The organism is Bacillus sp. KNSH39, from assembly GCF_052656585.1.
This window is the reverse complement of the sequence record NZ_JBQXYO010000001.1, coordinates 3,393,837-3,416,871: the sequence shown is the minus strand read 5'-3', so window position 1 is coordinate 3,416,871 and position 23,035 is coordinate 3,393,837. Positions and strand designations below refer to the sequence as shown.

Annotated in this window: 23 protein-coding genes and 1 other annotated feature; of the genes, 10 read left to right on the top strand and 13 right to left on the bottom strand. The window is 35.7% G+C overall.

The features are described 5' to 3' along the window. Positions 1-21: 21 nt before the first annotated feature. Both ACUL40_RS17585 and ACUL40_RS17580 read left to right on the top strand, forming a co-directional pair. Positions 22-600, top strand: a complete 579-nt coding sequence (locus ACUL40_RS17585) for an LOG family protein (protein ID WP_001225758.1) — start codon at positions 22-24, stop codon at positions 598-600. Between the two features lie 104 nt (positions 601-704). Next, the gene (locus tag ACUL40_RS17580; protein WP_000390910.1) at positions 705-986 is read left to right on the top strand and encodes a hypothetical protein; all 282 of its coding nucleotides are present in this window, start codon (positions 705-707) and stop codon (positions 984-986) included. A gap of 15 nt (positions 987-1,001) precedes the next feature. Here the strand turns inward: ACUL40_RS17580 and ACUL40_RS17575 are convergent, their stop codons facing one another. The 3 genes from ACUL40_RS17575 to ACUL40_RS17565 form a co-directional block, all read right to left on the bottom strand. Further along, positions 1,002-1,199, bottom strand: a complete 198-nt coding sequence (locus ACUL40_RS17575; protein WP_000656312.1) for a hypothetical protein — start codon at positions 1,197-1,199, stop codon at positions 1,002-1,004. A 634-nt stretch (positions 1,200-1,833) separates the two neighbouring features. Then, on the bottom strand, positions 1,834-2,274 hold the full coding sequence (locus ACUL40_RS17570) for a Dps family protein (protein ID WP_001041895.1): 441 nt from the start codon (positions 2,272-2,274) through the stop codon (positions 1,834-1,836). Positions 2,275-2,855: 581 nt separating this feature from the next. Beyond that, positions 2,856-4,289, bottom strand: coding sequence for an alanine/glycine:cation symporter family protein (locus ACUL40_RS17565; RefSeq protein WP_445422800.1), 1,434 nt, complete (start codon positions 4,287-4,289; stop codon positions 2,856-2,858). A 409-nt stretch (positions 4,290-4,698) separates the two neighbouring features. Here ACUL40_RS17565 and ACUL40_RS17560 point away from each other — a divergent pair, with 409 nt between their 5' ends. The 7 genes from ACUL40_RS17560 (at position 4,699) to nprB (ending at position 10,723) form a co-directional block, all read left to right on the top strand. After that, a complete protein-coding gene (locus ACUL40_RS17560; protein ID WP_001026075.1) occupies positions 4,699-5,193 on the top strand; it encodes a cation:proton antiporter regulatory subunit in 495 nt (164 codons plus the stop codon). Positions 5,194-5,197: 4 nt separating this feature from the next. After that, on the top strand, positions 5,198-6,397 hold the full coding sequence (locus ACUL40_RS17555) for a cation:proton antiporter (RefSeq protein WP_000380223.1): 1,200 nt from the start codon (positions 5,198-5,200) through the stop codon (positions 6,395-6,397). An 84-nt stretch (positions 6,398-6,481) separates the two neighbouring features. Continuing rightward, a complete protein-coding gene (locus ACUL40_RS17550) occupies positions 6,482-7,075 on the top strand; it encodes a DedA family protein (protein WP_000900214.1) in 594 nt (197 codons plus the stop codon). 137 nt (positions 7,076-7,212) lie between these two features. Then, complete coding sequence (locus ACUL40_RS17545; RefSeq protein ID WP_000422806.1) at positions 7,213-7,647, top strand: DUF3920 family protein; 435 nt, start codon at positions 7,213-7,215, stop codon at positions 7,645-7,647. Between the two features lie 109 nt (positions 7,648-7,756). Then, positions 7,757-8,167, top strand: coding sequence for a MarR family winged helix-turn-helix transcriptional regulator (locus ACUL40_RS17540; protein WP_445422801.1), 411 nt, complete (start codon positions 7,757-7,759; stop codon positions 8,165-8,167). 51 nt (positions 8,168-8,218) lie between these two features. Continuing rightward, complete coding sequence (locus ACUL40_RS17535) at positions 8,219-8,917, top strand: pirin family protein (RefSeq protein WP_000488929.1); 699 nt, start codon at positions 8,219-8,221, stop codon at positions 8,915-8,917. Positions 8,918-9,073: 156 nt separating this feature from the next. Then, positions 9,074-10,723: a neutral protease NprB gene (nprB, locus tag ACUL40_RS17530; RefSeq protein WP_000745123.1), complete on the top strand. Its 1,650-nt coding sequence runs from the start codon at positions 9,074-9,076 to the stop codon at positions 10,721-10,723. A gap of 77 nt (positions 10,724-10,800) precedes the next feature. On the opposite strand, the gene ACUL40_RS17525 is transcribed toward nprB, so the two are convergent. From ACUL40_RS17525 to ACUL40_RS17510, 4 genes are all read right to left on the bottom strand, one after another. Then, on the bottom strand, positions 10,801-11,118 hold the full coding sequence (locus ACUL40_RS17525; RefSeq protein WP_000076422.1) for a metal-sulfur cluster assembly factor: 318 nt from the start codon (positions 11,116-11,118) through the stop codon (positions 10,801-10,803). Between the two features lie 120 nt (positions 11,119-11,238). Next, positions 11,239-12,930 (bottom strand): methyl-accepting chemotaxis protein, encoded by a 1,692-nt coding sequence (locus ACUL40_RS17520; RefSeq protein ID WP_326037923.1) that lies wholly within the window; start codon positions 12,928-12,930, stop codon positions 11,239-11,241. 213 nt (positions 12,931-13,143) lie between these two features. After that, entirely contained in the window at positions 13,144-14,838 is a 1,695-nt protein-coding gene (locus tag ACUL40_RS17515) for a methyl-accepting chemotaxis protein (protein WP_445422802.1), read from the bottom strand. 414 nt (positions 14,839-15,252) lie between these two features. After that, complete coding sequence (locus ACUL40_RS17510; protein ID WP_063220573.1) at positions 15,253-16,071, bottom strand: class I SAM-dependent methyltransferase; 819 nt, start codon at positions 16,069-16,071, stop codon at positions 15,253-15,255. Positions 16,072-16,185: 114 nt separating this feature from the next. Further along, positions 16,186-16,456, top strand: a binding site (T-box leader). Positions 16,457-16,506: 50 nt separating this feature from the next. On the opposite strand from ACUL40_RS17510, the gene metG reads away from it, so the two are divergent. Beyond that, a complete protein-coding gene (metG, locus tag ACUL40_RS17505; protein WP_000021601.1) occupies positions 16,507-18,141 on the top strand; it encodes a methionine--tRNA ligase in 1,635 nt (544 codons plus the stop codon). Positions 18,142-18,182: 41 nt separating this feature from the next. On the opposite strand, the gene ACUL40_RS17500 is transcribed toward metG, so the two are convergent. The 6 genes from ACUL40_RS17500 to ACUL40_RS17475 all read right to left on the bottom strand — a co-directional run bounded on the left by ACUL40_RS17500 (position 18,183) and on the right by ACUL40_RS17475 (position 22,933). Then, entirely contained in the window at positions 18,183-18,437 is a 255-nt protein-coding gene (locus ACUL40_RS17500; protein ID WP_000154129.1) for a hypothetical protein, read from the bottom strand. Positions 18,438-18,504: 67 nt separating this feature from the next. Next, positions 18,505-19,407, bottom strand: a complete 903-nt coding sequence (locus ACUL40_RS17495; RefSeq protein ID WP_000410484.1) for an EamA family transporter — start codon at positions 19,405-19,407, stop codon at positions 18,505-18,507. Positions 19,408-19,547: 140 nt separating this feature from the next. Further along, positions 19,548-20,990 (bottom strand): sensor histidine kinase, encoded by a 1,443-nt coding sequence (locus tag ACUL40_RS17490; RefSeq protein WP_000201958.1) that lies wholly within the window; start codon positions 20,988-20,990, stop codon positions 19,548-19,550. Continuing rightward, a complete protein-coding gene (locus ACUL40_RS17485; protein ID WP_000148833.1) occupies positions 20,968-21,633 on the bottom strand; it encodes a response regulator transcription factor in 666 nt (221 codons plus the stop codon). Before ACUL40_RS17485 ends, ACUL40_RS17490 begins: the two co-directional genes overlap by 23 nt. A 364-nt stretch (positions 21,634-21,997) precedes the next feature. Continuing rightward, positions 21,998-22,459, bottom strand: coding sequence for a L,D-transpeptidase (locus ACUL40_RS17480; RefSeq protein ID WP_000735063.1), 462 nt, complete (start codon positions 22,457-22,459; stop codon positions 21,998-22,000). 30 nt (positions 22,460-22,489) lie between these two features. Next, the gene (locus ACUL40_RS17475) at positions 22,490-22,933 is read right to left on the bottom strand and encodes a DUF3978 family protein (protein ID WP_000388769.1); all 444 of its coding nucleotides are present in this window, start codon (positions 22,931-22,933) and stop codon (positions 22,490-22,492) included. Between the last annotated feature and the right edge of the window lie 102 nt (positions 22,934-23,035).

Below are 23,035 nucleotides of genomic sequence, written 5' to 3'. Positions count from 1 at the left end.
ATATAGTTTCGGGGTGTAGGAATGAGAAAGATTTGTGTGTTTGCAGGTTCTAATTTAGGGGAGAGACCAGAATTCAAAGAGCAGGCAATTCAGTTAGGTAAAATGTTTGTTGAGAACGAGTATGAGCTTGTATACGGTGGTTCATGCGTTGGATTAATGGGAGAAGTAGCAAACGAAGTTCTTCGTTTAGGTGGACGTGTAACAGGTGTTATGCCGCGCGGTCTATTTCGAGGAGAAATTGTGCATACAGGATTAACAGAATTAATTGAAGTAGAGACGATGCATGAACGTAAAGCGAAAATGGCAGAGCTTGCAGATGCTTTTATTGCGCTTCCAGGCGGATACGGAACGTTTGAAGAACTATTTGAAGTTGTATGTTGGTCACAAATTGGTATACATAATAAGCCGGTTGGTTTATTAAACATAAAAGGTTTTTACGGACCAATTTTGCAAATGGTTGAACGTGCAGCAGAAGAAGGATTTATGAATTCATCAAATAAAGAATTGATCGTTTCAGCTGAGACAGCAGATAAACTAATTCATGCAATCCAAAATTATGAGCGTCCTGTTTTGGGAACGAAGTGGAAGCAACTATCATAGCAAATACGGAAACACATGTCGTTTTAATTTAAGATGGCATGTGTTTTTAATTTGGTTAAATATGTTAATGTTTAGATGTAATGTTTTGGGGAAAGGAGAGATAGATGGAGGAGTTCGTATATTTACGTCCGGTTTTTAAAAGTATTTTAGCAGCGTCTATTCTTGTTATGCTAATTGTTTTGAGACAGAAGAAAGAGTTGATTAATGAATTTTCGCTTTGGTTTATCTCGGTATTGTGTATCGGTGTTTCAGCGATAACGTTGTTTATGTCCGGATTTATCGTTGATGAGTATAATCTAGGTGGAGATCCACAATCGTTTTGTATGTTTATTGCGATTGGTTGTATTAGTGGTCTGAATTTCATTATTTATTACAGAAGGCAATAAAAGAGGCATTCCATATTACTTTGGAATGCCTTTATCATTTTGATTGCTTTGTTTTTTATACAGGTACCAGCCACCCCAGCCGCCACCAATTGCTACGACAACGAGGAAAGCATAGTCCTTAACCTCGACACGTATATTGAAAATATTAGCTATAAGTAAGAGAATCCCAACTGTTATTAACGCAAAAAATGCTCTAATTAAGTAGTCTTTCAACTGAACCACTCCCGTCATTTAAGTAGTAAATGATGAATTTGGAAAAGCTTTTTGGATCTATGATACTAAAGGGTGTTTCCTATATTTTAACATAGATGAGATTGTAATATATTGATAAAAGTAGGGGAGAGGGGCGCTGATATTGTCGTGATTTGTCGGCAAATTGATATCCTTTGTCAAATCGTTGATATATTGCGGGTAATGATCGATATAATGAAAAAATCGTTGATATATTGCGAGTTATGATCGATATATTTGAAAAATCGTTGATATATTGCGAGTTATGATCGATATATTTGAAAAATCGTTGATATAATTTCGTGTACCGTTAAGTGCGACCATTACATAAAAAAGCGACTCTAAACGAGCCGCTTCCGCTTTTAAATGATATCCAGCTCCAGCGGCTAGAACAGTCGGTTGTTTCACTCCTTCATTCGAGGCAAAAAGCGCCTCGTAATCAGGAGTTCCAACACCCTCCTGTTCTGAGCGAGCCGCTTCCGCTTTAAAGTAATATCCAACTCCAGCGGCTAGAATCTCCGGTCATTTCGCTCTCTCGCTCGAAGCAAAAAGCGCTTCAAGGTCGAGAGCTTGAAGTGTCCTGCGATTCTGAGCGAGCCGCTTCCGCTTTTAATTATTATTGATTCAAGAACGCACGTAGCATCCAAGCGTGTTTTTCTAGTTCTGTGTAGATGCCTAGTAGTAGGTCAGATGTCATTTCATCGTCAGAGTCTTGAGCGATTTCCATGCCTTTTTTCAGTTCGACTAGCATCATTTCGTAGTCTTTCATGATTGCTTCGACCATCCCTTCTGCAGTTTCTCCGTATGCTGCTTCTTGAATAGAAGATAGTTCTAAGTATTCTTTCATTGTTGCTACTGGTTTGCCGCCAATTGCTAAAATACGTTCTGCAATTTCATCGATGTGAGTAGCTGATTCTGTGTAAAGTTCTTCGAATTTCTCGTGTAATGTGAAGAATTGAGGTCCTTTTACGTACCAATGGAAGTTGTGAAGTTTTGTGAATAAAACGCTCCAGTCTGCTACTTGTTTGTTTAATACTTCGATTACTTGTTTGTTCATTATGATCAATCTCCTTTTGAGTTGTTATGTGATATCAATTACTAATTTATAATAATTATAATCTAGTAATCTCTATAAATCAACCCTTTTGCTGGAATTAATTTGAACAAATTATGAACTGTTGTAAATAAAAGGCCCTATTACGGTGAAGTAATAGGGCCTTTGTTTGAGATATGGCTCTTGTTCTAAACGAGCCGCTTGTGCTTTTAGTGATATCCAGCTCCGGTGACTAGACCAGTCAGTCATTTCGCGCCTTCCTGTGAGGCAAAGAACGCCTCTTCGTCAGGAGCTCCAATGCCCTCCTGTTCTGAGCAAGTCACCTCCGCTTTTAATTAATATCCAGCTCCAGCGGCTAGAATCTCCGGTCATTTCGCTCTCTCGCTCGAAGCAAAAAGCGCTTCAAGGTCGAGAGCTTGAAGTGTCCTGCGATTCTGAACGAGCCGCTTCCGCTTTAAATGATATCCAGCTCCAGCGGCTAGAACAGTCGGTTGTTTCAATCCTTCATTCGAGGCAAAAAGCGCCTCGTAATCAGGAGTTCCAATACCCTCCTGTTCTGAACGAGCCACTTCCGCTTTTATTTGTTAAACGGCCTTTTGTTTTTCTTCTACATCCTGCCCATCCCAGCACTCTGTATTCTTTAAGCCAGGGATAGAGTTTGCAACGAAGACAGGATCTTTTCCTTGTTTCTTTTGCTTCAAATAGTCTACTAATGCAGCGTAAGCAAATTTGCTAAGGAATGAGATGGCAATTAAGTTTGTGAATACCATTAGTCCCATGAATAAATCAGCTAAACTCCAAACTGTTTTAAGAGCAGCGATTGATCCGAAGAATACCATTCCGACAACTGCAACACGATAAATCATTAACCATGTTTTACTTTCTTTAATGAATGCGATATTTGTTTCACCATAATAGTAGTTTCCTAGAAGTGAACTGAAAGCGAATAGGAAAATAATAATCGCTAAGAAAGTGCTTGCCCACGGTCCAATTTGTGAACTTAATGCGTTTTGTGTTAATTCGATACCTTCTAAATTTGATCCTTTGTAAAGTCCAGAACATAATACGATAAATGCTGTTGATGTACATACTAAGAATGTATCTACGAAAACGCCTAACGCTTGAACAAGCCCTTGTTTTACAGGGTGAGATACATCAGATGTTGCTGCTGCATTAGGAGAGCTACCCATTCCCGCTTCTGTAGCGAATAAACCGCGCTGAATTCCGAACTTGATTGCTGCTCCAATACCACCAGCGATGGCTTGGTCTAAACCGAATGCACCGTTAAAGATTTCCATGAAAATGCTTGGTAACATACTGAAGTTGTTAATAACGACAAAAATAGCCACGCCGATATAAACGATTGCCATTGGCGGAACAATCATTTCTGTAATACGTGAAATGCTCTTAATACCACCAAAAATAATAACTGCAACTAATAAGGCTAATAGAGCTCCTACGATTGTTCGCTCTAGTCCAAAAGCATTTTCAAACGCTATTGTTACTGTATTTGCTTGCACTGAATTGAAAATTAATCCGTACGCAACTGTAATAAGAAGTGAAAACCAGACGCCCATCCAGCGTTTGTTTAACCCTTTTTCCATGTAATATGCTGGTCCACCACGGAACCTACTTCCATCTTTTACTTTATAAATTTGCGCAAGTGTACATTCTACAAAACTAGTAGCTGCTCCGATAACTGCGATAAACCACATCCAAAATATTGCGCCAGGTCCACCCATTGAAATTGCTAATGCTACACCAGCTAAGTTTCCGATACCGATACGTGCTGCTGCACTTAAGCAAAATGCTTGGAATGGTGAGATGCTATCTTTCTTTTTTTCTTTTCGATTAAACCCTTTACTAATTAAGCTGACCATCTCACTGAAATGAGTAATTTGGACAAATTTTAATTTAAAAGAGAAGTAAAGACCGAAGCCGATTAGCATTGCAATAAGAATATATGACCATAAAATATTATTCGTTACCTCAAGGAATCTGCTAAAGATATCAACCATATAATACACTTCCTTTTTTTCGTAATAAGAAAATTATATGCAAAAAATATACGAGAATCAATTTTTCTAAAAAATTATGTTACTTAAATCATTTTTGTGTTATGATTATGTTACATCGTAATATTTTTAGAATTATTTACATTTTAAAAAACTAAATTTAAAGCGAGAAGGTGGGGATAATTTGAAAGAAAATTCTTTATGGAAAGTAAGCCTTGAGAGTTTGAAAATGAGAAGTAATATATTTTTTATCATTACATCTTTAAGTATCTTTTTAGGGTCCACTTATTATTACAATAAAAGATTTCCAAATCACAAATATCCTGAGTGGTTAGAATTTCTAAAGTTGATTGGATGAATAAAAGACAGAAAAACAGAAAATTAAAATAAATAAGTTATGGAGGAGCTAAAAATGAATATTAGAGAAAGTGAACTTCCAGGTATTGGTTATAAGTTTCAAATCGTTACGAAAGGTAACGAAAAGATGGTAATTGTCATTCATGATGATGGTCGTAGAGAAATGTATCATTTTGATTCAGATCATGAAGAAAGCATCTCAAGTATTTCGCTACGTGACTCAGAGGCGAGACAAATCGCTGCAATATTAGGTGGAATGGTATATAAGCCTAGGGCGTTAGAAAATGTTGAGATGGTTTTTGAAGGTTTAGCGATTGAGTGGTTCAAAGTGGAGAATACAGCTCCAGCAATCGGAAAAACAATTGGCGATCTTGAAATAAGAAAAACATATAGCGTAACAATAATCGCGGTTATGAAGAAGAACATGAAGAAGTTATTTAATCCAGGACCAGAAACAGTAATTGAAGAAGGAGATATGCTTGTAGTTTCAGGTGAGAGAGAAGAAATTAAAAAAATCATTAATGAATTACTTTCAAATAGGGGGGACTGATTAGATGGATACGTTAATTTTTGAAGTTGGTACAGCTTTAGTTTTAGTGGCAATTGCAGCAGTAATTGCTGGAAAATTTAAATTCTCAGTAATTCCTTTTCTAATCGTTCTTGGAATGTTAGTAGGACCGCATGCACCGACAATAGGTGTTATCGATCTCAAATTTATTGAAAGTGCAAGTGTAATTTCCTTCCTTGGACGGATTGGGGTTCTATTCCTTCTGTTCTATCTAGGATTAGAATTTTCAATGAAAAAACTAATTAAATCTGGACGCTCTATTGCGATTGGCGGAACGATTTATATTTTAATTAACTTTTCACTTGGTTTGTTATACGGATTTATAATGGGATTCCCATTACTAGAGATCTTAATTATTGCGGGTATTATTACGATTTCTTCTAGCGCTATCGTTGCTAAAGTGTTAGTGGACTTAAGAAGAACTGGTAATAATGAAACCGAATTAATTTTAGGAATTATTATGTTTGAAGATATATTCCTTGCTGTATACCTATCAGTTGTTTCTGGTTTAGTACTAGGGGATCACGCTTCCTTCTTAGGTGCCCTTACTTCAATTGGAATTGCTTTAGGATATATGCTTCTATTCTTTATAGTAGCTAGAAAGGCTACGCCGTTATTAAATAAATTGCTCAATATTAGCTCAGATGAAATCTTTATTATTGTAGTATTTGCTTCATTATTCTTCATTGCTGGTTTTTCAGAAACAATTCACGTTGCAGAAGCAATTGGAGCACTTCTTCTAGGATTAGTTTTCTCTGAGACAGAGCATAGTGACCGAATTGAACATCTTGTTGTTCCATTTAGAGACTTTTTCGGAGCTATTTTCTTCTTCAGCTTCGGGTTAAGTATTGATCCGTTCTCATTAGGCGGAGCGATATGGTTAACGTTAGGTGCTGTCCTTCTTACGATAATCGGTAACTTTGTAGCAGGAATGATTGCAGGAAGACAAGCTGGATTATCTCATAAAGCATCAACAAATATCGGATTAACAATCGTTTCAAGAGGAGAGTTCTCCATCATTATGGCTAATATCGGTATCGCCGGTGGTTTAATGTCAGTACTGAAACCATTCTCAGCACTATACGTGCTTATACTATCCATTTTAGGCCCACTTTTGACAAAAGAGTCGAAGAATGTATATAAATTCTTAAATAAAATCTTTAAGTGGGATACGAAGACTAACTAAACTAAATTTTAAAAAATAAAAGTACAAGATATTTCCTGCTTGTACTTTCATTTTTGTAATGAAAACAGTAAAGAGAGGTACATGATGTTAGGAGAGTTGATCCATTCGGTTTTAGTTTTTTTAGAAGGACTTGGTTATTGGGGAATTATGCTTGGATTAATGCTAGAGGTTATTCCAAGTGAAATCGTATTGTCTTATGCAGGTTATTTAGTATCAACAGGAAGCATTACATTTTGGGGCGCTGTCGCGTTCGGTACAATTGGTGGTGTAATTGCACAACTATTCATTTATTGGATTGGTCGATATGGAGGAAGACCTGTTCTTGAGCGATATGGAAAATATATTTTAATTCAGAAGAAACATATTGATTATGCTGAAGATTGGTTTAATCGTTATGGAACTGGCGTTATCTTTACCGCACGTTTTATTCCGGTTGTGCGGCATGCTATTTCGATACCAGCGGGTATTGCGAAAATGTCACATGCTAAGTTTATTACGCTAACTACATTAGCTGTTATTCCGTGGTCAATTGTGTTTGTATATTTAGGTTTTAAATTAGGAACAGAGTGGGAAAGTATTAATAAAGTTGCGGGGCCATATGTGAAATACTTTGCACTTGCTGCTATTGTTTGTGCAATTGGTTATTTTGTATTAAAAAAAATGATGAAAAAAAAGTGATTACAGAAAAGGAATCTATGTCGACGTAGATTCCTTTCTTATTGGCATTTTTTCAAGGATGAAAGAATACGTTTAATATTTATCATATTGTGGCATACATATAGAAAAAGGGTGCTTGGAAAGGGGAATAAAGAGAAATGGAACTCCAGTTTCAAAATGTATATCAACAGGTAGAGAATTGGTATGTGTTGGATTCGGAGCTTCCTTGGGATGTCAAAAAGTTGAGAGAGGATTTGTTTTCTCTTATTGGAGTATGTAAAACGCCCGTTATTTTTTGTGATACGTGTGATGCAAATGATGTGCTTCTATCATTAGGGGAAGAGGAAGAAGAGTTCCTATTCCCAGTAGGTGGTTTTTATCATAAAGAAAAGCAATTAATTTTCGTTTGTATGTGGGAAGAGTATGATCAAGTTCTCAAAACGCTACTGCATGAATTCCGCCATGCGATGCAGCATAAGAGAGATATATTGTATGTGGGAAGTGAACGGTACGAAGAGCGGTGGATTGAAAAAGATGCGAGGAAGTTCGCGGAGAGGAAATTGGATGAATATAAGAGTAGAAAGTTAATGTAAAGCATAGTGGAGAAATAGCGCTGTGCTTTTTGTGCTTATAAAAAATAAGTATTTGACTTTTAATAAGTTTAGTTCTAAACTAATGATATGAAACGAGCGAGGTGATGAAATGAAAACAGAAGATAGACTAGGGCTACTATTATGGTTTCGTTTGTCACGCTTTTATAATAAGAGTATTCGTGAGACGAATCAGCATTTGAAAAAATGGAATATATCTGCCGCCCAGTTTGATGTGTTAGCTCAAGTTGGAGGACATAATCGTTTAACGCAGCAAGAACTTGGAAATAAGCTATTTGTTACGAAAGGAAATGTAACGCAGCTTTTAAATAAAATGGAGCAGCTTGAGTGGATTTTGCGTGAACAAGAGGGTACTACGAAATATATTTCTTTAACAGAAAAGGGAAGAGCTTTATATGAGGAAATCGTCCCACCTCAAGAAACGTTCCAAGCAGAGAAGTTTCATAATTTAAATATAGAGGAACAAAAGCAATTATTAATACTACTAAAAAAGTTACAGTAAGAAAAAATTTTAAAATAAATCTCGAATTCGAGATAGTATGAGGTGAAGGATATGTTTAGAAAAGTTGATCATAAAAATATGGGCAGAGCAAATCATGGTTGGTTAAATACACATTTTCATTTTTCTTTTGCCAATTACTATAATCCAAATAACATGAACTTCGGAGCGTTACGTGTTATTAATGATGATCTAGTAGCGGCGCAAACTGGTTTTGATATGCATCCGCACCGTGATATGGAGATTATTTCTTACGTTGTAGATGGTGCTTTAACACATGAAGACAGCATGGGAAATCGCGGAACAATTGAGCGTGGACATGTTCAATATATGAGTGCTGGCACGGGTGTATTTCATAGCGAGCATAATTTAGGCGATGAAACGCTGCGTTTATTACAAATTTGGATTTTACCAGACCGCGCAGATCATAAACCAAACTATGGTGAGTTTAAATTTGATTGGAGCAAGCGTGAAAATGAATGGTTCCATATGGTATCTTCAGTAGAAGGAAATGCACCAATTCAAATTCACCAAGATGCGAATTTATATTCTTTATCATTAGAGGCTGGAAAAGAAATTCATTTTCCAGTGAAAGAAGGCCGTCAATTGTACCTTGTACAAATTGAAGGAAGCAGTGTAATAAATGGTGAAACGTTTGTTATGCGGGATGCAGCAGAATCTGTAGAAGAAGATATTCATATTCAAGCGAAAGAGCAATCACACTATTTAGCAATTGAATTGAAAAAACAATAAAAGGTTTATAGAAAAGAGGACATCCGATAGATGTCCTCTTTTTTTGATTGGAATTGTCTGAAAAATGTTTCTCAAATTTTAGGTAGAGGTATCAGCTGGGAAAATAAGAATTGTATAAAAGTGTCAAAAATCTTTATGGGAATGGGGAATGTTATAGTGAAAAAGCAAGTCATTTCATCAGCATTAGCGTTAACTGTTATCGCCGGGGGATTTGGAGCGTTTGGGGCAACGACAACGAAAGCGGAAGAACAAAAAATTCAATATCATCAAGAATTTAAAACACCTGCATACATAGGTGAAGAATGGAAAGCACCGGAAGGACTAGATAAAAAAGAGACAGTCTTTCAATACTTAGAGAGTAAGAAAGATATGTTTAAATTAGCAGGAAATATTGAAAAGCATTTTAATATCGTTGGGGAAGAAAAAGACGCTGAATCTGATACGACACATGTGAAGCTAGTTGAGAAACATAATAACATTCCTGTGTACGGTTCTGATCAAACTGTTACACTTGATAAAGAGAATAATGTAAAAGCATTCTTCGGACAAGTTATTCCGAATTTAGATGATAAAAATATTCCTGCAGCTGCAAGCATTACTGCGGAACAAGCAGAAACAATTGCAAAGGCAGATATTGAGAAAGAAATTGGTAAAGTAAAGAGTTATGATGGTGTGAAAAAAGATTTATTTGTATATGAAAAAGACGGTAATTACTACCTTGCATACTTAGTTAAGGCATCGATTTCAAAACCAGCTCCAGGGTATTGGCATTATTTTGTTGATGCAACGAATGGAAATGTTATTGAGAAATATAACGCTGTAGATAACATTACTGGATTTGGTTACGGAGTATTAGGTGCTAGACAATCATTTGAAATTGCTCAAGATACGAAAACAGGACAATTCAACTTGTTTGATGGTAAACGAGGACAAGGTGTTCATACATTTGATGCAGAAAATATGGACGAGAACTGGTTTAATTTATTCTCACAATGGCTTGGATATACAGGAGAAGAAGTTGAAAGTAAATCTAAGTTCTTCGAAGATAAAGCTGCAGTTGATGCGCATGTAAATGCAGGAAAAGTATATGATTACTACAAAAAGACATTTAATCGTAACTCTTTCGATGATAAAGGTGCGAAACTTATTTCAACTGTTCACGTAGGGGAGAGCTGGAATAACGCAGCTTGGAATGGTGTGCAAATGATGTACGGTGATGGCGATGGAAAAACGTTCATTCCATTATCTGCTGGACTTGATGTTATCGGTCACGAATTAACGCATGCTGTAACTGAACATACAGCAAACCTTGTTTACAAAAATGAGTCAGGGGCGTTAAATGAATCGTTATCTGATATTATGGGTGTTATGGTTGAGAAGAAGAGCTGGGATTTAGGTGCTGACATTTATACACCTGATAAACCAGGCGATGCACTTCGTTCACTAAAAGATCCAGCATCTATTCCAAACCCATTAAAACCAAGTGAAGGTTACCCAGATCACTATAGTAAACGTTATACTGGAACAGCTGATAATGGCGGCGTTCATATTAACAGTAGTATTAACAATAAAGCTGCATATTTAGTATCTGAAGGCGGAGATCATTACGGCGTGAAAGTAACTGGTGTGGGCCGTGAAGCGACAGAAAAAATTTACTACCGTGCGCTTACGAAATATTTAACTGCAAACTCTGACTTCAAAATGATGCGTCAAGCTGCACTTCAGTCAGCTGAAGATTTATACGGTAAAAACTCTAAAGCTGTACAAGCTGTAACGAAAGCTTATGATGCAGTAGGTGTAAAATAATAAGAGAAAAGACCTGACATCCTAGTCAGGTCTTTTCTTTATCCCGCTATCCGCAAATGATGAAATTTCCACTTTATTTAGTCGCGAATACCTAATGCGATTTTCGCCATACGTGACATACGTTCTTTCGACCACGGTGGATTCCAAACGACATTTACTTCTATTTCATTAACTTCAGGTACGTTTGTTGATAATACTTTTTTAACGTCTGATACGATTTGCCCAGCCATTGGACAACCGATAGAAGTCATAGTCATCGTAATGACAGCATTATTATTTTCATCTGCTGTAACATCATAAACTAATCCAAGATTAACGATATCAACACCTAGTTCAGGGTCAATAACAGCCTCTAAATTGGCAAGTAATTTATTTTCAAATGCTTCTTGTGACATAAGCAGCCCCTCCTACACTTTAATGATATCGATTCTCATTATAACGGAAATGAGCATAATGTGCAGGAAATGAGCTCAAAAAAATATCCCTCTTTCAAAGAAGGGATATTTTTTGAACATCTATTCTGTTTTAAAATGAGATACGAGTTGATCTAACTCTTCAACTGTTTGTTTCATTTTTCCAGCAGTTACTGCCATTTCATTCATAACGATAACTTTTTTTTCAGCAGATTGTGCCGTTGCGGCAGTTTCGCTCGATACTTCAGTAGAGATAGAAGCGATGTTATTAAGTGAAGCGTTCATTTCTTCAGCACTTGCAGCCATTTCTTCAGCAGTTGCTGATATATCTTGCATTTGAGTAGATACTTTATTTACTTGTTCTACAATTGTTGTGAAAGAAGTACCAGCTTCACGAATAACATTGATACCTTCAAATGCTTCAGAACGGCCTTGAGACATCATAGAGCTAGCAGTTTCTGTATCATTTTGAATTTGATGTAGTAATTGATTAATGTCTGTTGCAGCTGTTTTAGATTGTTCAGCAAGCTTTCGAACTTCGTCAGCTACGACAGCAAATCCTTTTCCTTGCTCACCAGCACGAGCTGCCTCAATAGAAGCATTTAAAGCAAGTAAGTTTGTTTGCTCAGCAATATTAGAAATAGATTGTACAGCAGTATCAATATATTTCGTATGAGTGATTAGACGTTCAACCACTTCTGACGTAGCATTTACAGCTTCGTGTATTGTTGTCATTTGTGAAACAGATTTTTGGATAACGGTACTTCCATCGCTAGCATGTTCAGATGTGGCAACAGCAAGTTCCGCTACAGATGAAGCAGATTCGGCAATGCGCTGAACACTTACTGCCATATCATCCATTGCAGTTGAACTTTCTTCCATACTAGAAGTTTGTGATTGAATACTTGCATTTAAGTTGGACATCGAGCTTTGGACTCTTAATGTCGCCTCACGTGATGTATTCGTTTTTTCTAGCATATTTTCAGAAGCGGTTTGTACTTCCACTGATGTTTTTTGAACACGATTAATAATATGTTGTAGGTTTTCTAACATTTTATTAAATGATGTTGCGATAGCACCTATTTCATCGTTGCTATTTACTTGTAGACGTGCCGTTAAGTCACCTTCTTGAGAGGCCAATTCTTTTAGTTTCGTGTCAATTTGTTGAATTGGTTTCACCAGTTTACCAGAGAACCACCATGCAAGAATAATTGCAACGACAATACAAATAACAAGTGATAGAAAGACTGCATATTCAATTCCTAGTGAAGATTGATCAATTTGTTCAATAGATTGTTCACGTAATTTAGCTTGTTCATTACTGTAATTTGTGAAGTCACCAATTACTTTATAGACCGTTCCGTTTTCTGAAGAAGCTACTTGTAAAGCTTCTTCCCATTTTTGTTCTTTTGCAAGAGTGAATACTTTTTCTTCAACGAACTTTCTCCAAGTAGACCCTAATTCCATTGTACTTTTTACGGACGAAGAAAGATTTGGATTAGAAAGAAGTTTATCTTTTGAATCCTCAAGACGTTTACTCATCTCATTAAACTTGTCTAATTCGACTTGATCATGTTGTAGTAAATAACCTCTTAAAGCAGAGAGCTGTACTTGATAAGCGTCTCCACGCTCTTTCAATTCTGTTGCCAGTGGAGAAATTTCTTTTTGTAATGTTTCAGCTTTACGAGATTGGTCGATAGCAAAAAATAAAATAAATGCTAAGGCGACACCAAATAAAGCGCAAATCGTTCCCATCATGAACATAAGTTTTTTTCTGATACTTACAAAATTCATATAATTAAAAGCCTCCTTTGTGAAATCTTAGTATTAGAATTAATAAATGTAAAAAATTGAAAGAAAGCTTTACTCCAGCTGGAATAAAGCTTTCTTATTTCCTTTAGGAATTATAGCAGACGGAATGAGAGATAGAAAGAGATATTTTAAAGTGAAAAAAGAGAGACTGTAAAACTTTCATTCCTATACCTTTGAGCTCGTGTCATTTTCACTTTAAGCGTTTGTTTTGAAATGAGAGACGAGAACTTCAAGTTCTTGTACGATTGTTTTCATTTCAGATGATTTGTTAGCCACGATACTCATTTTGTTTACTTGATCACCAGCCGAATGCGCTGTTTGTGATGTTTCTGCAGCAACTTCGTTTGAAATAGAAGCGATATTATTTAAAGCTGCGTTCATTTCTTCAGAGCTTGCAGCCATCTCTTCAGCAGTTGCAGACATTTCTTGCATTTGTGTAGAGACTTTGTTAATGTGGTTAACAATTTCTGAGAATGAAGATCCGGCGGTACGAATAACCGTAATTCCTTCAGAAGCTTCTGCTTGACCTTGTGTCATCATATCATTTGCTATTTTTGTATCAGCTTGAATTTGATGAAGTAAATGGTTAATGTCAGTTGCGGCTAGTTGAGATTGTTCAGCAAGTTTTCGAACTTCATCGGCAACAACAGCGAATCCTTTGCCGTGTTCACCAGCACGAGCTGCTTCAATAGAAGCATTTAAAGCGAGCAAATTTGTTTGCTCAGCGATATTCGAAATAGATTGAAGTGCAGTATCAATATGGTTTGTATGTGTAATGAGTCGCTCAACTACTTGTGATGTAGCGTTAACAGCTTCGTTAATTGTATGCATTTGTGTAATAGATTTCTCAATGACTTTATTCCCATCATCTGCTTTTTCTGAAGTTGTGACAGCTAAACTAGTAACAGAAGAGGCGGACTCAGCGATACGCTGAACACTCGTTGCCATGTCATCCATTGCGGTTGAACTTTCTTCAATGCTAGAAACTTGTGAACGAATATTGTGTTCAAGAGCATTCATAGTTTCTTGGATTCTTGCGGTATTTTCCATAGAAGCGGTTGTTTCGATAAATACATTTTCGGAAGCTTCTTTTACACTTGTTGATGTTTGTTGAACTTGTTTTATTATATGCTGTAAGTTAGTGAGCATTTGATTAAAGGAATTTGCAATGTCACCAATTTCATCTTTACTTGTTACGTGTAATCTAGCCGTTAAATCTCCGTCTTGAGAAGCTAATTCTTTTAACTTCTCATCAATTTGTCGAATTGGTTTAACGAGTTTACCAGAGAACCACCATGCTAATAAGATAGACGTTAATGTACATGTAATAAGTGAGAAGAAAATAATATATTGAATAAGTGATGAAGAAGACTCGACATCAGCAATTAATGCGTCACGTTTCTCATTCTCTTCATTTGTATATTTATTAAAACGACCTAAAAGATCATTTACATAATCTGTTTGTGATAAAGCAATTTTGGATGCTTCGTCCCATTTTCCTTCACGCGCAAGAGGTAGTACCTCATTATCTATGACGCTACGCCATTTTCCACCCATTAAAATAGCTTCTTTCATTCCTTCTGGGAGCTTCTTGTCACTTGTTACTTTCTCTCTAGTATCAGCTAATTTTTTCCCTTCTCGATTGAACTTATCTAATCCTTTTTGATCATGTGATAGCAAATATTCTTGTAAACCAGCAACTTGTGCTTGGAACCAATCGCCACGTTCTTTTAAAATCGTCGCTCTTTTTGATACATCATTTTTTAACGTTTCGATTTCACTTGCTTGATTCATGGCGAATGAAAGAATAACAATAAGAGCAATACTAAATAAAGAAGAAATGCTTAAGAGTGTGAACAGTAGTTTTTTTCGAATACTAACATATTTCATCGTTACCCCTACCCTCATTTAAACTGTTTATTATGATTTATAGATATTTAAAACAAAATTAATAAAAACATTATTATGAAGTTATTAATCTGTTCAATGAAAATTATAGCAGATAATGGAAGGAGTCAGATTAGTATTAGAAAAAGTTCTTAAAATGTATACATTTGCATATCATAAAATTCATAAATAAATATTAGAAATGCTATTGAAATTTGAAATGACATCATGTATACTTCTAATTAGTTGATAACGATTATCAGTATCAACTAAAAACATTACTCTTCGTTATGTTGGTCATACCCCTTTTTGACGACGTAAGTCAGAGACGAAATGTTGAAATATCTTGTGTCCTATTCTACAGAATTATGGTAATCTCCAACCTCAACTTATATGCGTGAGCATGCAAAAAGGATCCTATCCGTGAAGGGATCCTTTTTTGCATGCTGTCGCAATTATTGTATATAGACCAGGGATACGTTCTTCGATTCCTTCTGGTGCAGTAGAAGGAAAGACCCATCTTTGATGAGATCCATGTTCTTCAACTAGTTTTTCGATTTTAAAACGTTCTTCCGCAAGTGTTGTAATGATTTCTCCTAGCGTCCAGCGACGGATGGTTGTTTTAGGTAGCGATTCTTTCTGTGCTTCTGTAAGAAGGATGCTATAAGCAACATCATCTTCAATTAATTCTTCATCGAAATAATTTCCATTGGCCTTAAATGATGGGTGGTCGACTCCTAATAATTTTGTGTAAACAGGATGATAGTCACGAAGTATAAGCATTCCATCTCGCTTAAGTAAAGTAGCAATTTTTTGAAAGAGTGGTTTTAAATCTAGAAAGTAATGGAGTACACCAAGTTCCAGCAATACGATATCAAATGATTCGGAGAGCTGCACATTTAATACATCAGAAACGACATACTGGATAGAGACACCTGCTGCGTCCGCAAGTTCATTTGCATATTTTGCATTACTTGCTGAAATATCAACAACTGTTACGTCAGAGCCTAAAAGAGCGAGAGCAACACCTTTATTTCCTTTTGAGCCGAGTAAGTTAATAATACGTTTTCCTTTTGGAGATTGTATGTAAGGTAAATAATGTGCTACTTCGCGTGTGGGATCTTCCATAATTTTTTTTGCATAATCCTCTGGCGCCCCATGGCGATTCGTCCAAGCTTCATAAGCAGCTGTATTCCAGCTTTTTTCATTTATAGTGCTTAGTTGTTTTTGGTTCAATGTTATCACTCCTTTTGTGAACGTATAGGTATTCGGCGGGAGGGTGGGATTTCCTTTTCGTTCTGGATAAAAGTTTGATTTTTCTGTGATTAAGTCGTACAATACTTGTTATACGTAAAAGCGTTGAAAAGGAAAAGTAGGATGAACACATTCTTTCCAGAGAGCTTCGGTAGCTGAGAAGAAGCAAGAATATTCATTTGAACAATGGCCTTTGAGCTTCGTCCTGAACTTATCAAATGATAATAGTAGGCGGCGACGAGAGTTGGTACTCGTTATCAAAACCACAGTATAAGAGCATAGAGCTCCGTACTTGTTAAGGCTAATTATGTGAGTAATTGGCGAAATAAGGTGGTACCGCGACTGTTTATACAGCCCCGCCCTTATCTTTTTTAAGATAGGGGTGGGGCTTTTTATATTTTAAAGGAGGAATGTAAGATGAGTATTTTTATTGGGGGCGCTTGGCCGTATGCGAATGGTTCATTACATCTTGGCCATATTGCGAGTTTATTACCTGGAGATATTTTAGCACGTTATTACCGGTCCAAAGGTGAGAATGTGTTGTATGTTTCGGGAAGTGATTGTAATGGAACACCGATTGCAATTAGAGCAAAACAAGAAGGTGTGACAGCGAAGGAAATTGCTGATCAGTATCATGAAGAGTTCCAGCGATGTTTTCGTAGCCTTGGTTTTACTTATGATTGCTATACACGTACAGATAGTGAGCACCATCATGAAACGGTTCAAAATGTTTTTTTACGTTTATTAGAAGAAGGACATATTTATAAAAAAATAGTGGAACAAGCGTATTGTGAAACGTGTACGCAGTTTTTACCGGATCGTTATGTAGAAGGAATATGTCCACATTGCCATGAAGCAGCAAGAGGAGATCAATGCGATGCGTGTTCTGCTATTTTAGATCCACTCGATTTGTTAGAAAAGAAATGTAAGTTATGTGGTAGTACACCATCCGTACAGGAAACAGAGCATTTCTATTTCGCATTGCATACATTTCAGGAGCAAATTAAAAGGGCTGTAGAAATTGCCAAGCAAACAGGGACATGGCGCGACAATGCGATTCAACTAACAGAGAGATATGTAAAGGAAGGATTACTAGATAGGGCCGTATCACGTGATTTACCAATTGGGGTACCAATTCCAGTAGAAGGGTATGAAGATAAGAAAATTTACGTATGGATTGAAGCAGTGACAGGCTATTATTCAGCGAGTAAACATTGGGCTGAAGAAACAGGGAAAGATGATCAAGAGTTTTGGGATAGCGAAGCGAAAACATATTATGTGCACGGAAAGGATAATATTCCGTTTCATTCCGTCATTTGGCCAGCGGTATTACTTGGAATAGGGGAGGAAGCAATCCCGCGTCATATCGTTTCGAATGAATATTTAACAGTTGAAAAAAGAAAATTATCTACAAGTAAAAATTGGGCAGTATGGGTGCCTGACATATTAGAAAGCTATGATCCAGATTCTATTCGTTACTTTTTAACCGTCAACGCACCAGAAAATCGCGATACTGATTTTTCATGGCGGGAATTTATTTACAGTCATAATAGTGAATTATTAGGTGCATACGGGAACTTTGTGAACCGGACATTAAAGTTTATCGAAAAATATTATGGTGGTATCGTGCCGAAGGGGAGTATTGAGGTAGAGCTGAAAGATAAAGTAGAAGGATTATATAAGCGTGTAGGAGAGGCGATTGAGCAAACTAAATTTAAGGTGGCGCTAGAAACAATATTTGATGCAGTACGTTTTGCAAATAAATACTTTGATGAAAAGCAGCCTTGGAAACAAAGAGAAGATGATCCAGTTTCATGTGAAGAAACGATTTATAACTGTGTGTATCTTATCGCTAATTTTGCAAATCTCCTTGAACCGTTTTTACCATTTTCAAGTGAAAGAGTTCGAAACACATTGTCGATTGTGAAACGAAATTGGGAACCGCAAAATACGTTGCCAAGTAGAATTGATAGCGTACAGCCATTATTTGAGCGAATCGATGTAAAACAAATTGAGCATGAGATAGAGAAGCTGTATGGAGCGGTAAAATGAGATAGAGAAAAAGACCTTTCAAGTAAATGAAAGGTCTTTTGTTATGCAGTATGATTCTCTTTCTTATCTTTCAAAAAGAAAAGTACAGCAAGGATTACAAGAATAATAGCTGCAATATCATACGTTATTTTAAATGTAGTATTAAAGTTTAAGTACTCTACGAAAGGAGTTTTCACTGCTCCTGCATATATACAAACGGGAATGAGAAGTAAATCGTAAAATTTCTTTTCTTTCATATATCTTATTAGGAAGAAGATACACATAATAGCAAAAAATACGATGCTTAAAATAGTCATTTATACCTCCAGATAAATTTACTTATTTTAATTGTAGTTATATCTTTTATATAAATTCTGTATTTTTTCAAGCGCTATGCACGCGATTTTGTTTCCTTTCTTTCCTAGCCGTAAGCAGCTGAGGAGTGAAGATCCCAACTAATATGAAAATAATTCCAATCCACTGCATGAACGTTACGACTTCATGTACAAGTGTAATAGAAGCAATAATAGCAGTTGGTAATTCAGCTGCACCTAATATTGTACCAAGCCCTGTTCCAACCTTTGGTACACCGATTGAAAAACAAATGACAGGTACAACAACGCCGAATAATCCGAGGAAGAAAGCATATTTCCATAGACCGGCTTGCAAAGCACCGTCTGTTAAAAAGGTTGGCGGAAAGAATAGGCATACGATAAGAGTAGCGCTTGTTGTCATAAGGAAGCTTTTCGTATAAGGCGGAACATCCGTAGCGACGCGCCCGCTTGCAAAAACATAGAATGAAAAAGAGACAGCAGCTAATAGTCCAAAGATAATCCCTTTCGTAGAAAAACTTTGTCCGAGGCCTTCAAATACACCACCTGCAAACAATGTACCAGCAAATAAAATAAGGATAGATATAATCTTATCGCGGCTTGGAAATGTTCGATTTGCAATTGCTTCGATAATGACACCAATCCAAGTGAACTGAAAGAGTAGGACGACAGCGATAGATGCGGGTAGTTCTTCTACAGAAATAGCGTAGAAAATCCCGGTCATACTCATTGTTGTTCCGACGGTTAGTAAGGAAAAGAATTGTTTTTTTGTTACTTTATGACGTGAAAAGAAAAGAACGAGTAGAAATAGTCCAATCCATCCGAAGACATATTGTCCCCCTAATAGTTGATGTGCTGAAAATCCATTTATGAATCCGAGTTTGAAAATAGTTGAAAGTATGCCATAGCTGCAAGCACCGAATAAAACGAGCAATGAATATTTAAACTTTTCCATAAAAAATCCTCCTTTTAAGTAATAAAAAACGCCCGCTATCCAAATAAGGATAACGGGCGAACGAAACAGAGTCATATACTCTACAAAATTCCGCCACTCATACGAAGTATGAATTTGGGGTATGAAATTGTAGTAGGTTTTTACATTGCTTTTGGGAATACAATAGAACATTTTACACCTTGAGGCGTGTTTTGTATCCCATAAGGAAACTGATGTTTATCTAATATTTGTTTCACGATATATAATCCAAGACCACTACCTTGTACTAAACCGTGTTTATCAGGGTTTGCGCGATAGAAAGGCTCAAATAAATGAGCAAGTTTATCTTCATCAATTTGTGAACCTGTATTTAATACTTCTAATGCGTAACCATTTGGTTTTTCATAAAGCTTTATATATACGTGCTGATGGTCGATTGTATAATGAATTGCATTTGAAATAATGTTAAAAATAGCAGTTTGAATAAATTTAGGATCAGCTAAAATTTGTACGTCGTGTTTAATATTAGATTGTACATTTAATTGTTTTACAGATACAAAGTAATCTACTTTCTTCATAACATCCTCAATAATATTAGATAAAGAAATGACTTCTAAATTAGGTTTAAATTGAGGGTTTTGTATTTTGGATAATTCCGACATTTTTTCCGTTAATATGTTAATGTCTTGCATCATCTCGTAGGAACGTTTCAAATACTTATCTCTATCTTTATAAGCTCCAATTCCGTGAATCATGCCATCTAGTTGTCCCATAACGGCTGCGATTGGTGTTTTTAATTCATGGGATACCATAGACATAAATTCTTTACGAGATTGTTCTAATTGTTGTTCCTTCTTGAGCTCATTTCTTAAATCTTGATTGCTTGCATGTAAATTCTTCACAATATTTGGTACTTGTGAAGCAGCTACTTGCAAATTAAAATCTGTTTGATCTGTATTTTTGTTAAGTAGCTTTTTATCTGAGAAATCAAGATTCATAATATCTTTTAAAGCATCGCTCATATATTGAAAAGGTTTGGCAATTAGTTTTGTATAAATTAAAGATCCGAGTAGTGATAATGCAAGCATTGTCGCGCCAATATGTGGAGCTAATTGCTGCAACGCATCTGCTAACTTTGGATTATCATTTGTATCATTTGTTTTACTTGCTGCATTTTGTGTATGTAAGGCATCATTATTAGCGGCTTTCTTTTCTGCTTCTGTAGGCGGATTAGAAGTGCTATTTTTCCCCGAAAGATTTTGTGTATGTTCTTTTGCCTTTACAGTTTGGCTAGGCTGCAAAAGGTGATTGATAGCTGTAGAAAGAGATTTATAATCTATAATAGAAGATTGGAAATTAGAAATGCTCCCCTCTGACACAGCTTTATTTTGCTTCGTTTTACTTCCGTCGTTTTGCTTATCTGAATCGGCCTGTTCTGTAGTCGGCGTTCCATTTTCTTTCGCAAAACGTTCTTTATCGTAGTTTGAAGCTAGAAAGTAAATAATTTGATAAAGACAAAGTGATAAAAGAATACAAAATAATAAGGTTTTGATGAAAATATTTTTGGTGATGTTGTCTTTGCTACGATTCGATTTTGTAGCCAATGCCTTTCACCGTTTTAATATAAGGAATTCCTAATTTTTTTCTTAAGTTTTTAATATGTGTATCTATAACTCTTACATCACCATAATGTTCATAGCCCCATACCTTATTCAACAAATCACTTCTTGATAATACTTTTCCTCGATTTTGCAGTAAAGTATAAATAATTTCAAATTCTTTTGTTGTCAATTCAATTTGATTACCATGAACATAAGCTGCATATGCTGTAGAGTTTAACATCAATTCATGGAATTGTAGTATAGTTGCAGCTTCTGCTTCCTTCGTTGCTGCCCTTCTTAATACAGCCTCTACACGCTTAATAAATACAGTATAATGGAACGGTTTCGTAATATAGTCATCAATACCTAACTCAAATCCTTTAATTTCACTTTCTTCATTATGTAAGCCTGTTAACATAATGATTGGTACATCAGATTGTCCTCGCATAATTTTACAAATACTATAGCCATCTATATCTGGTAACATTACATCGAGGAGGACAAGATCGTATGAATTTTTTTGGAAAAGAAGAATACCTTCTGTTCCAGCACCAACTACATCAACTGTAAAGTTTTGTGCCATTAGAAATTCACGAATAAGTTCTTGTATATCTGGGTTGTCTTCAATCACCAGTATATGCGTCATAGTAACACCTCCTAAATAACGCTTTTTACTGCAATATTCGAATTCATCATTTTTCGAGTGACTCAGATTGTTTATACATATAATAAGCCCCCGCTATAAAATAATCATGAAGGTAGCAAGGGGAATAGTTTAGTGTTACTGAATAGTTCAGAATTACAGTAGTTCTATTATAGTATGTATTATAAAATTTATAAAACATTATAACTGTATAATTTTAATATCTACGTTTATCAATGTTTAAATATTAGCTAATCAAATCTATTCCTATTATATATGTAAATACAGTTGTTTTGCTACTGTAAATGAATAAATAAAATAAGCCAAGACATAAAATTCTTGGCTACACATAAATCTTGTTTTTAGGCTATTTTACAGTGACAGTAGCTTGCTGCTGAACGCGCTCAAATAACCAGTGTATATCATTGTTATACATACGAATACAACCAAGTGTTGTCCATTTGCCGATTGCTTGATTATTGTTAGTTCCGTGAATCGCATAAGTTGTTCCGTAAGTTCCTGCCATATTTAATCCGAGCCAACGGTCACCAAGTGGATTACGTGGATCGCCGCCTTTAATTTTGCCTGTATAATAAGGGCGATTTTTAATTTTATTTACGATTTGAAAAGTGCCTTTAGGTGTAGGTGTTGCAGCTTTTCCAGTAGCGACAGTAAAACTTTTTATAAATTTTCCATCCTGATAATAATCCATTTTATTTAACTGAGTGTCTACGATTAATTGATCTTTCGTTGTAGCTGCCTCTGCGCTAGAGAATGGAAGAGTTAAAAATCCTAATGATAATAGTGCGCTTAATAATAATTTTTTCATTGTTATTCTCCTTTTACTATCGTAAGAGTCTTACATACAATGAAGTTGTAATCCTCGTAATGCTTTATTTACATTTTCATCTAATGTTTCAAAGAATGTAGTGATTTTGCTGTTGTGTTTGTTGTTGTTATCAATAAGTAATCTTTCATTTAATAAAAGCTCACCACGTAGTCCAAAACTTTGAACTTGAATATTTAGCTCATCTTCATTTTCAGAGATGATTGGTAAGAAATAATGAAAAGCTTTTGTTGGAATGATGTAGCTTTTGCCAATCATGCTTTCTTGATTTGAATTAATCCATTTTTTCGTGACAATTTTAATATTCTTTTTTGAAACGATAAAAGATAGTGTTGTAGATTTTGTTAAACTTACGTCAAATTCACTTGTTTCACAGATTTGTAAATTAAAAACGGTTTCATTTTGATGAGATTCAACATTTGTATTAATAAAATCGTGCATTTTATATGCTTCCATTTCGTATTCACCCTTTTTTCAATTTCGAAAAACGACTTATATTTATTCAAATTAATGCTTAGTCATATATTGGTTAAATTTTTCAACAAATTCCGATATAAT

Coding starts and splice junctions, on each gene's coding strand:
- ACUL40_RS17525 (WP_000076422.1), bottom strand. CDS start 11,118: ATGTCACAAGAAGCATTTGAAAATAAATTACTTGCCAATTTAGAGGCT.
- ACUL40_RS17535 (WP_000488929.1), top strand. CDS start 8,219: ATGTTTAGAAAAGTTGATCATAAAAATATGGGCAGAGCAAATCATGGT.
- ACUL40_RS17565 (WP_445422800.1), bottom strand. CDS start 4,289: ATGGTTGATATCTTTAGCAGATTCCTTGAGGTAACGAATAATATTTTA.
- ACUL40_RS17500 (WP_000154129.1), bottom strand. CDS start 18,437: ATGACTATTTTAAGCATCGTATTTTTTGCTATTATGTGTATCTTCTTC.
- ACUL40_RS17550 (WP_000900214.1), top strand. CDS start 6,482: ATGTTAGGAGAGTTGATCCATTCGGTTTTAGTTTTTTTAGAAGGACTT.
- ACUL40_RS17540 (WP_445422801.1), top strand. CDS start 7,757: ATGAAAACAGAAGATAGACTAGGGCTACTATTATGGTTTCGTTTGTCA.
- ACUL40_RS17585 (WP_001225758.1), top strand. CDS start 22: ATGAGAAAGATTTGTGTGTTTGCAGGTTCTAATTTAGGGGAGAGACCA.
- ACUL40_RS17485 (WP_000148833.1), bottom strand. CDS start 21,633: ATGACGCATATACTGGTGATTGAAGACAACCCAGATATACAAGAACTT.
- ACUL40_RS17475 (WP_000388769.1), bottom strand. CDS start 22,933: ATGGAAGCATATAAAATGCACGATTTTATTAATACAAATGTTGAATCT.
- metG (WP_000021601.1), top strand. CDS start 16,507: ATGAGTATTTTTATTGGGGGCGCTTGGCCGTATGCGAATGGTTCATTA.
- ACUL40_RS17545 (WP_000422806.1), top strand. CDS start 7,213: ATGGAACTCCAGTTTCAAAATGTATATCAACAGGTAGAGAATTGGTAT.
- ACUL40_RS17555 (WP_000380223.1), top strand. CDS start 5,198: ATGGATACGTTAATTTTTGAAGTTGGTACAGCTTTAGTTTTAGTGGCA.
- ACUL40_RS17560 (WP_001026075.1), top strand. CDS start 4,699: ATGAATATTAGAGAAAGTGAACTTCCAGGTATTGGTTATAAGTTTCAA.
- ACUL40_RS17570 (WP_001041895.1), bottom strand. CDS start 2,274: ATGAACAAACAAGTAATCGAAGTATTAAACAAACAAGTAGCAGACTGG.
- ACUL40_RS17515 (WP_445422802.1), bottom strand. CDS start 14,838: ATGAAATATGTTAGTATTCGAAAAAAACTACTGTTCACACTCTTAAGC.
- ACUL40_RS17480 (WP_000735063.1), bottom strand. CDS start 22,459: ATGAAAAAATTATTATTAAGCGCACTATTATCATTAGGATTTTTAACT.
- ACUL40_RS17495 (WP_000410484.1), bottom strand. CDS start 19,407: ATGGAAAAGTTTAAATATTCATTGCTCGTTTTATTCGGTGCTTGCAGC.
- ACUL40_RS17520 (WP_326037923.1), bottom strand. CDS start 12,930: ATGAATTTTGTAAGTATCAGAAAAAAACTTATGTTCATGATGGGAACG.
- ACUL40_RS17580 (WP_000390910.1), top strand. CDS start 705: ATGGAGGAGTTCGTATATTTACGTCCGGTTTTTAAAAGTATTTTAGCA.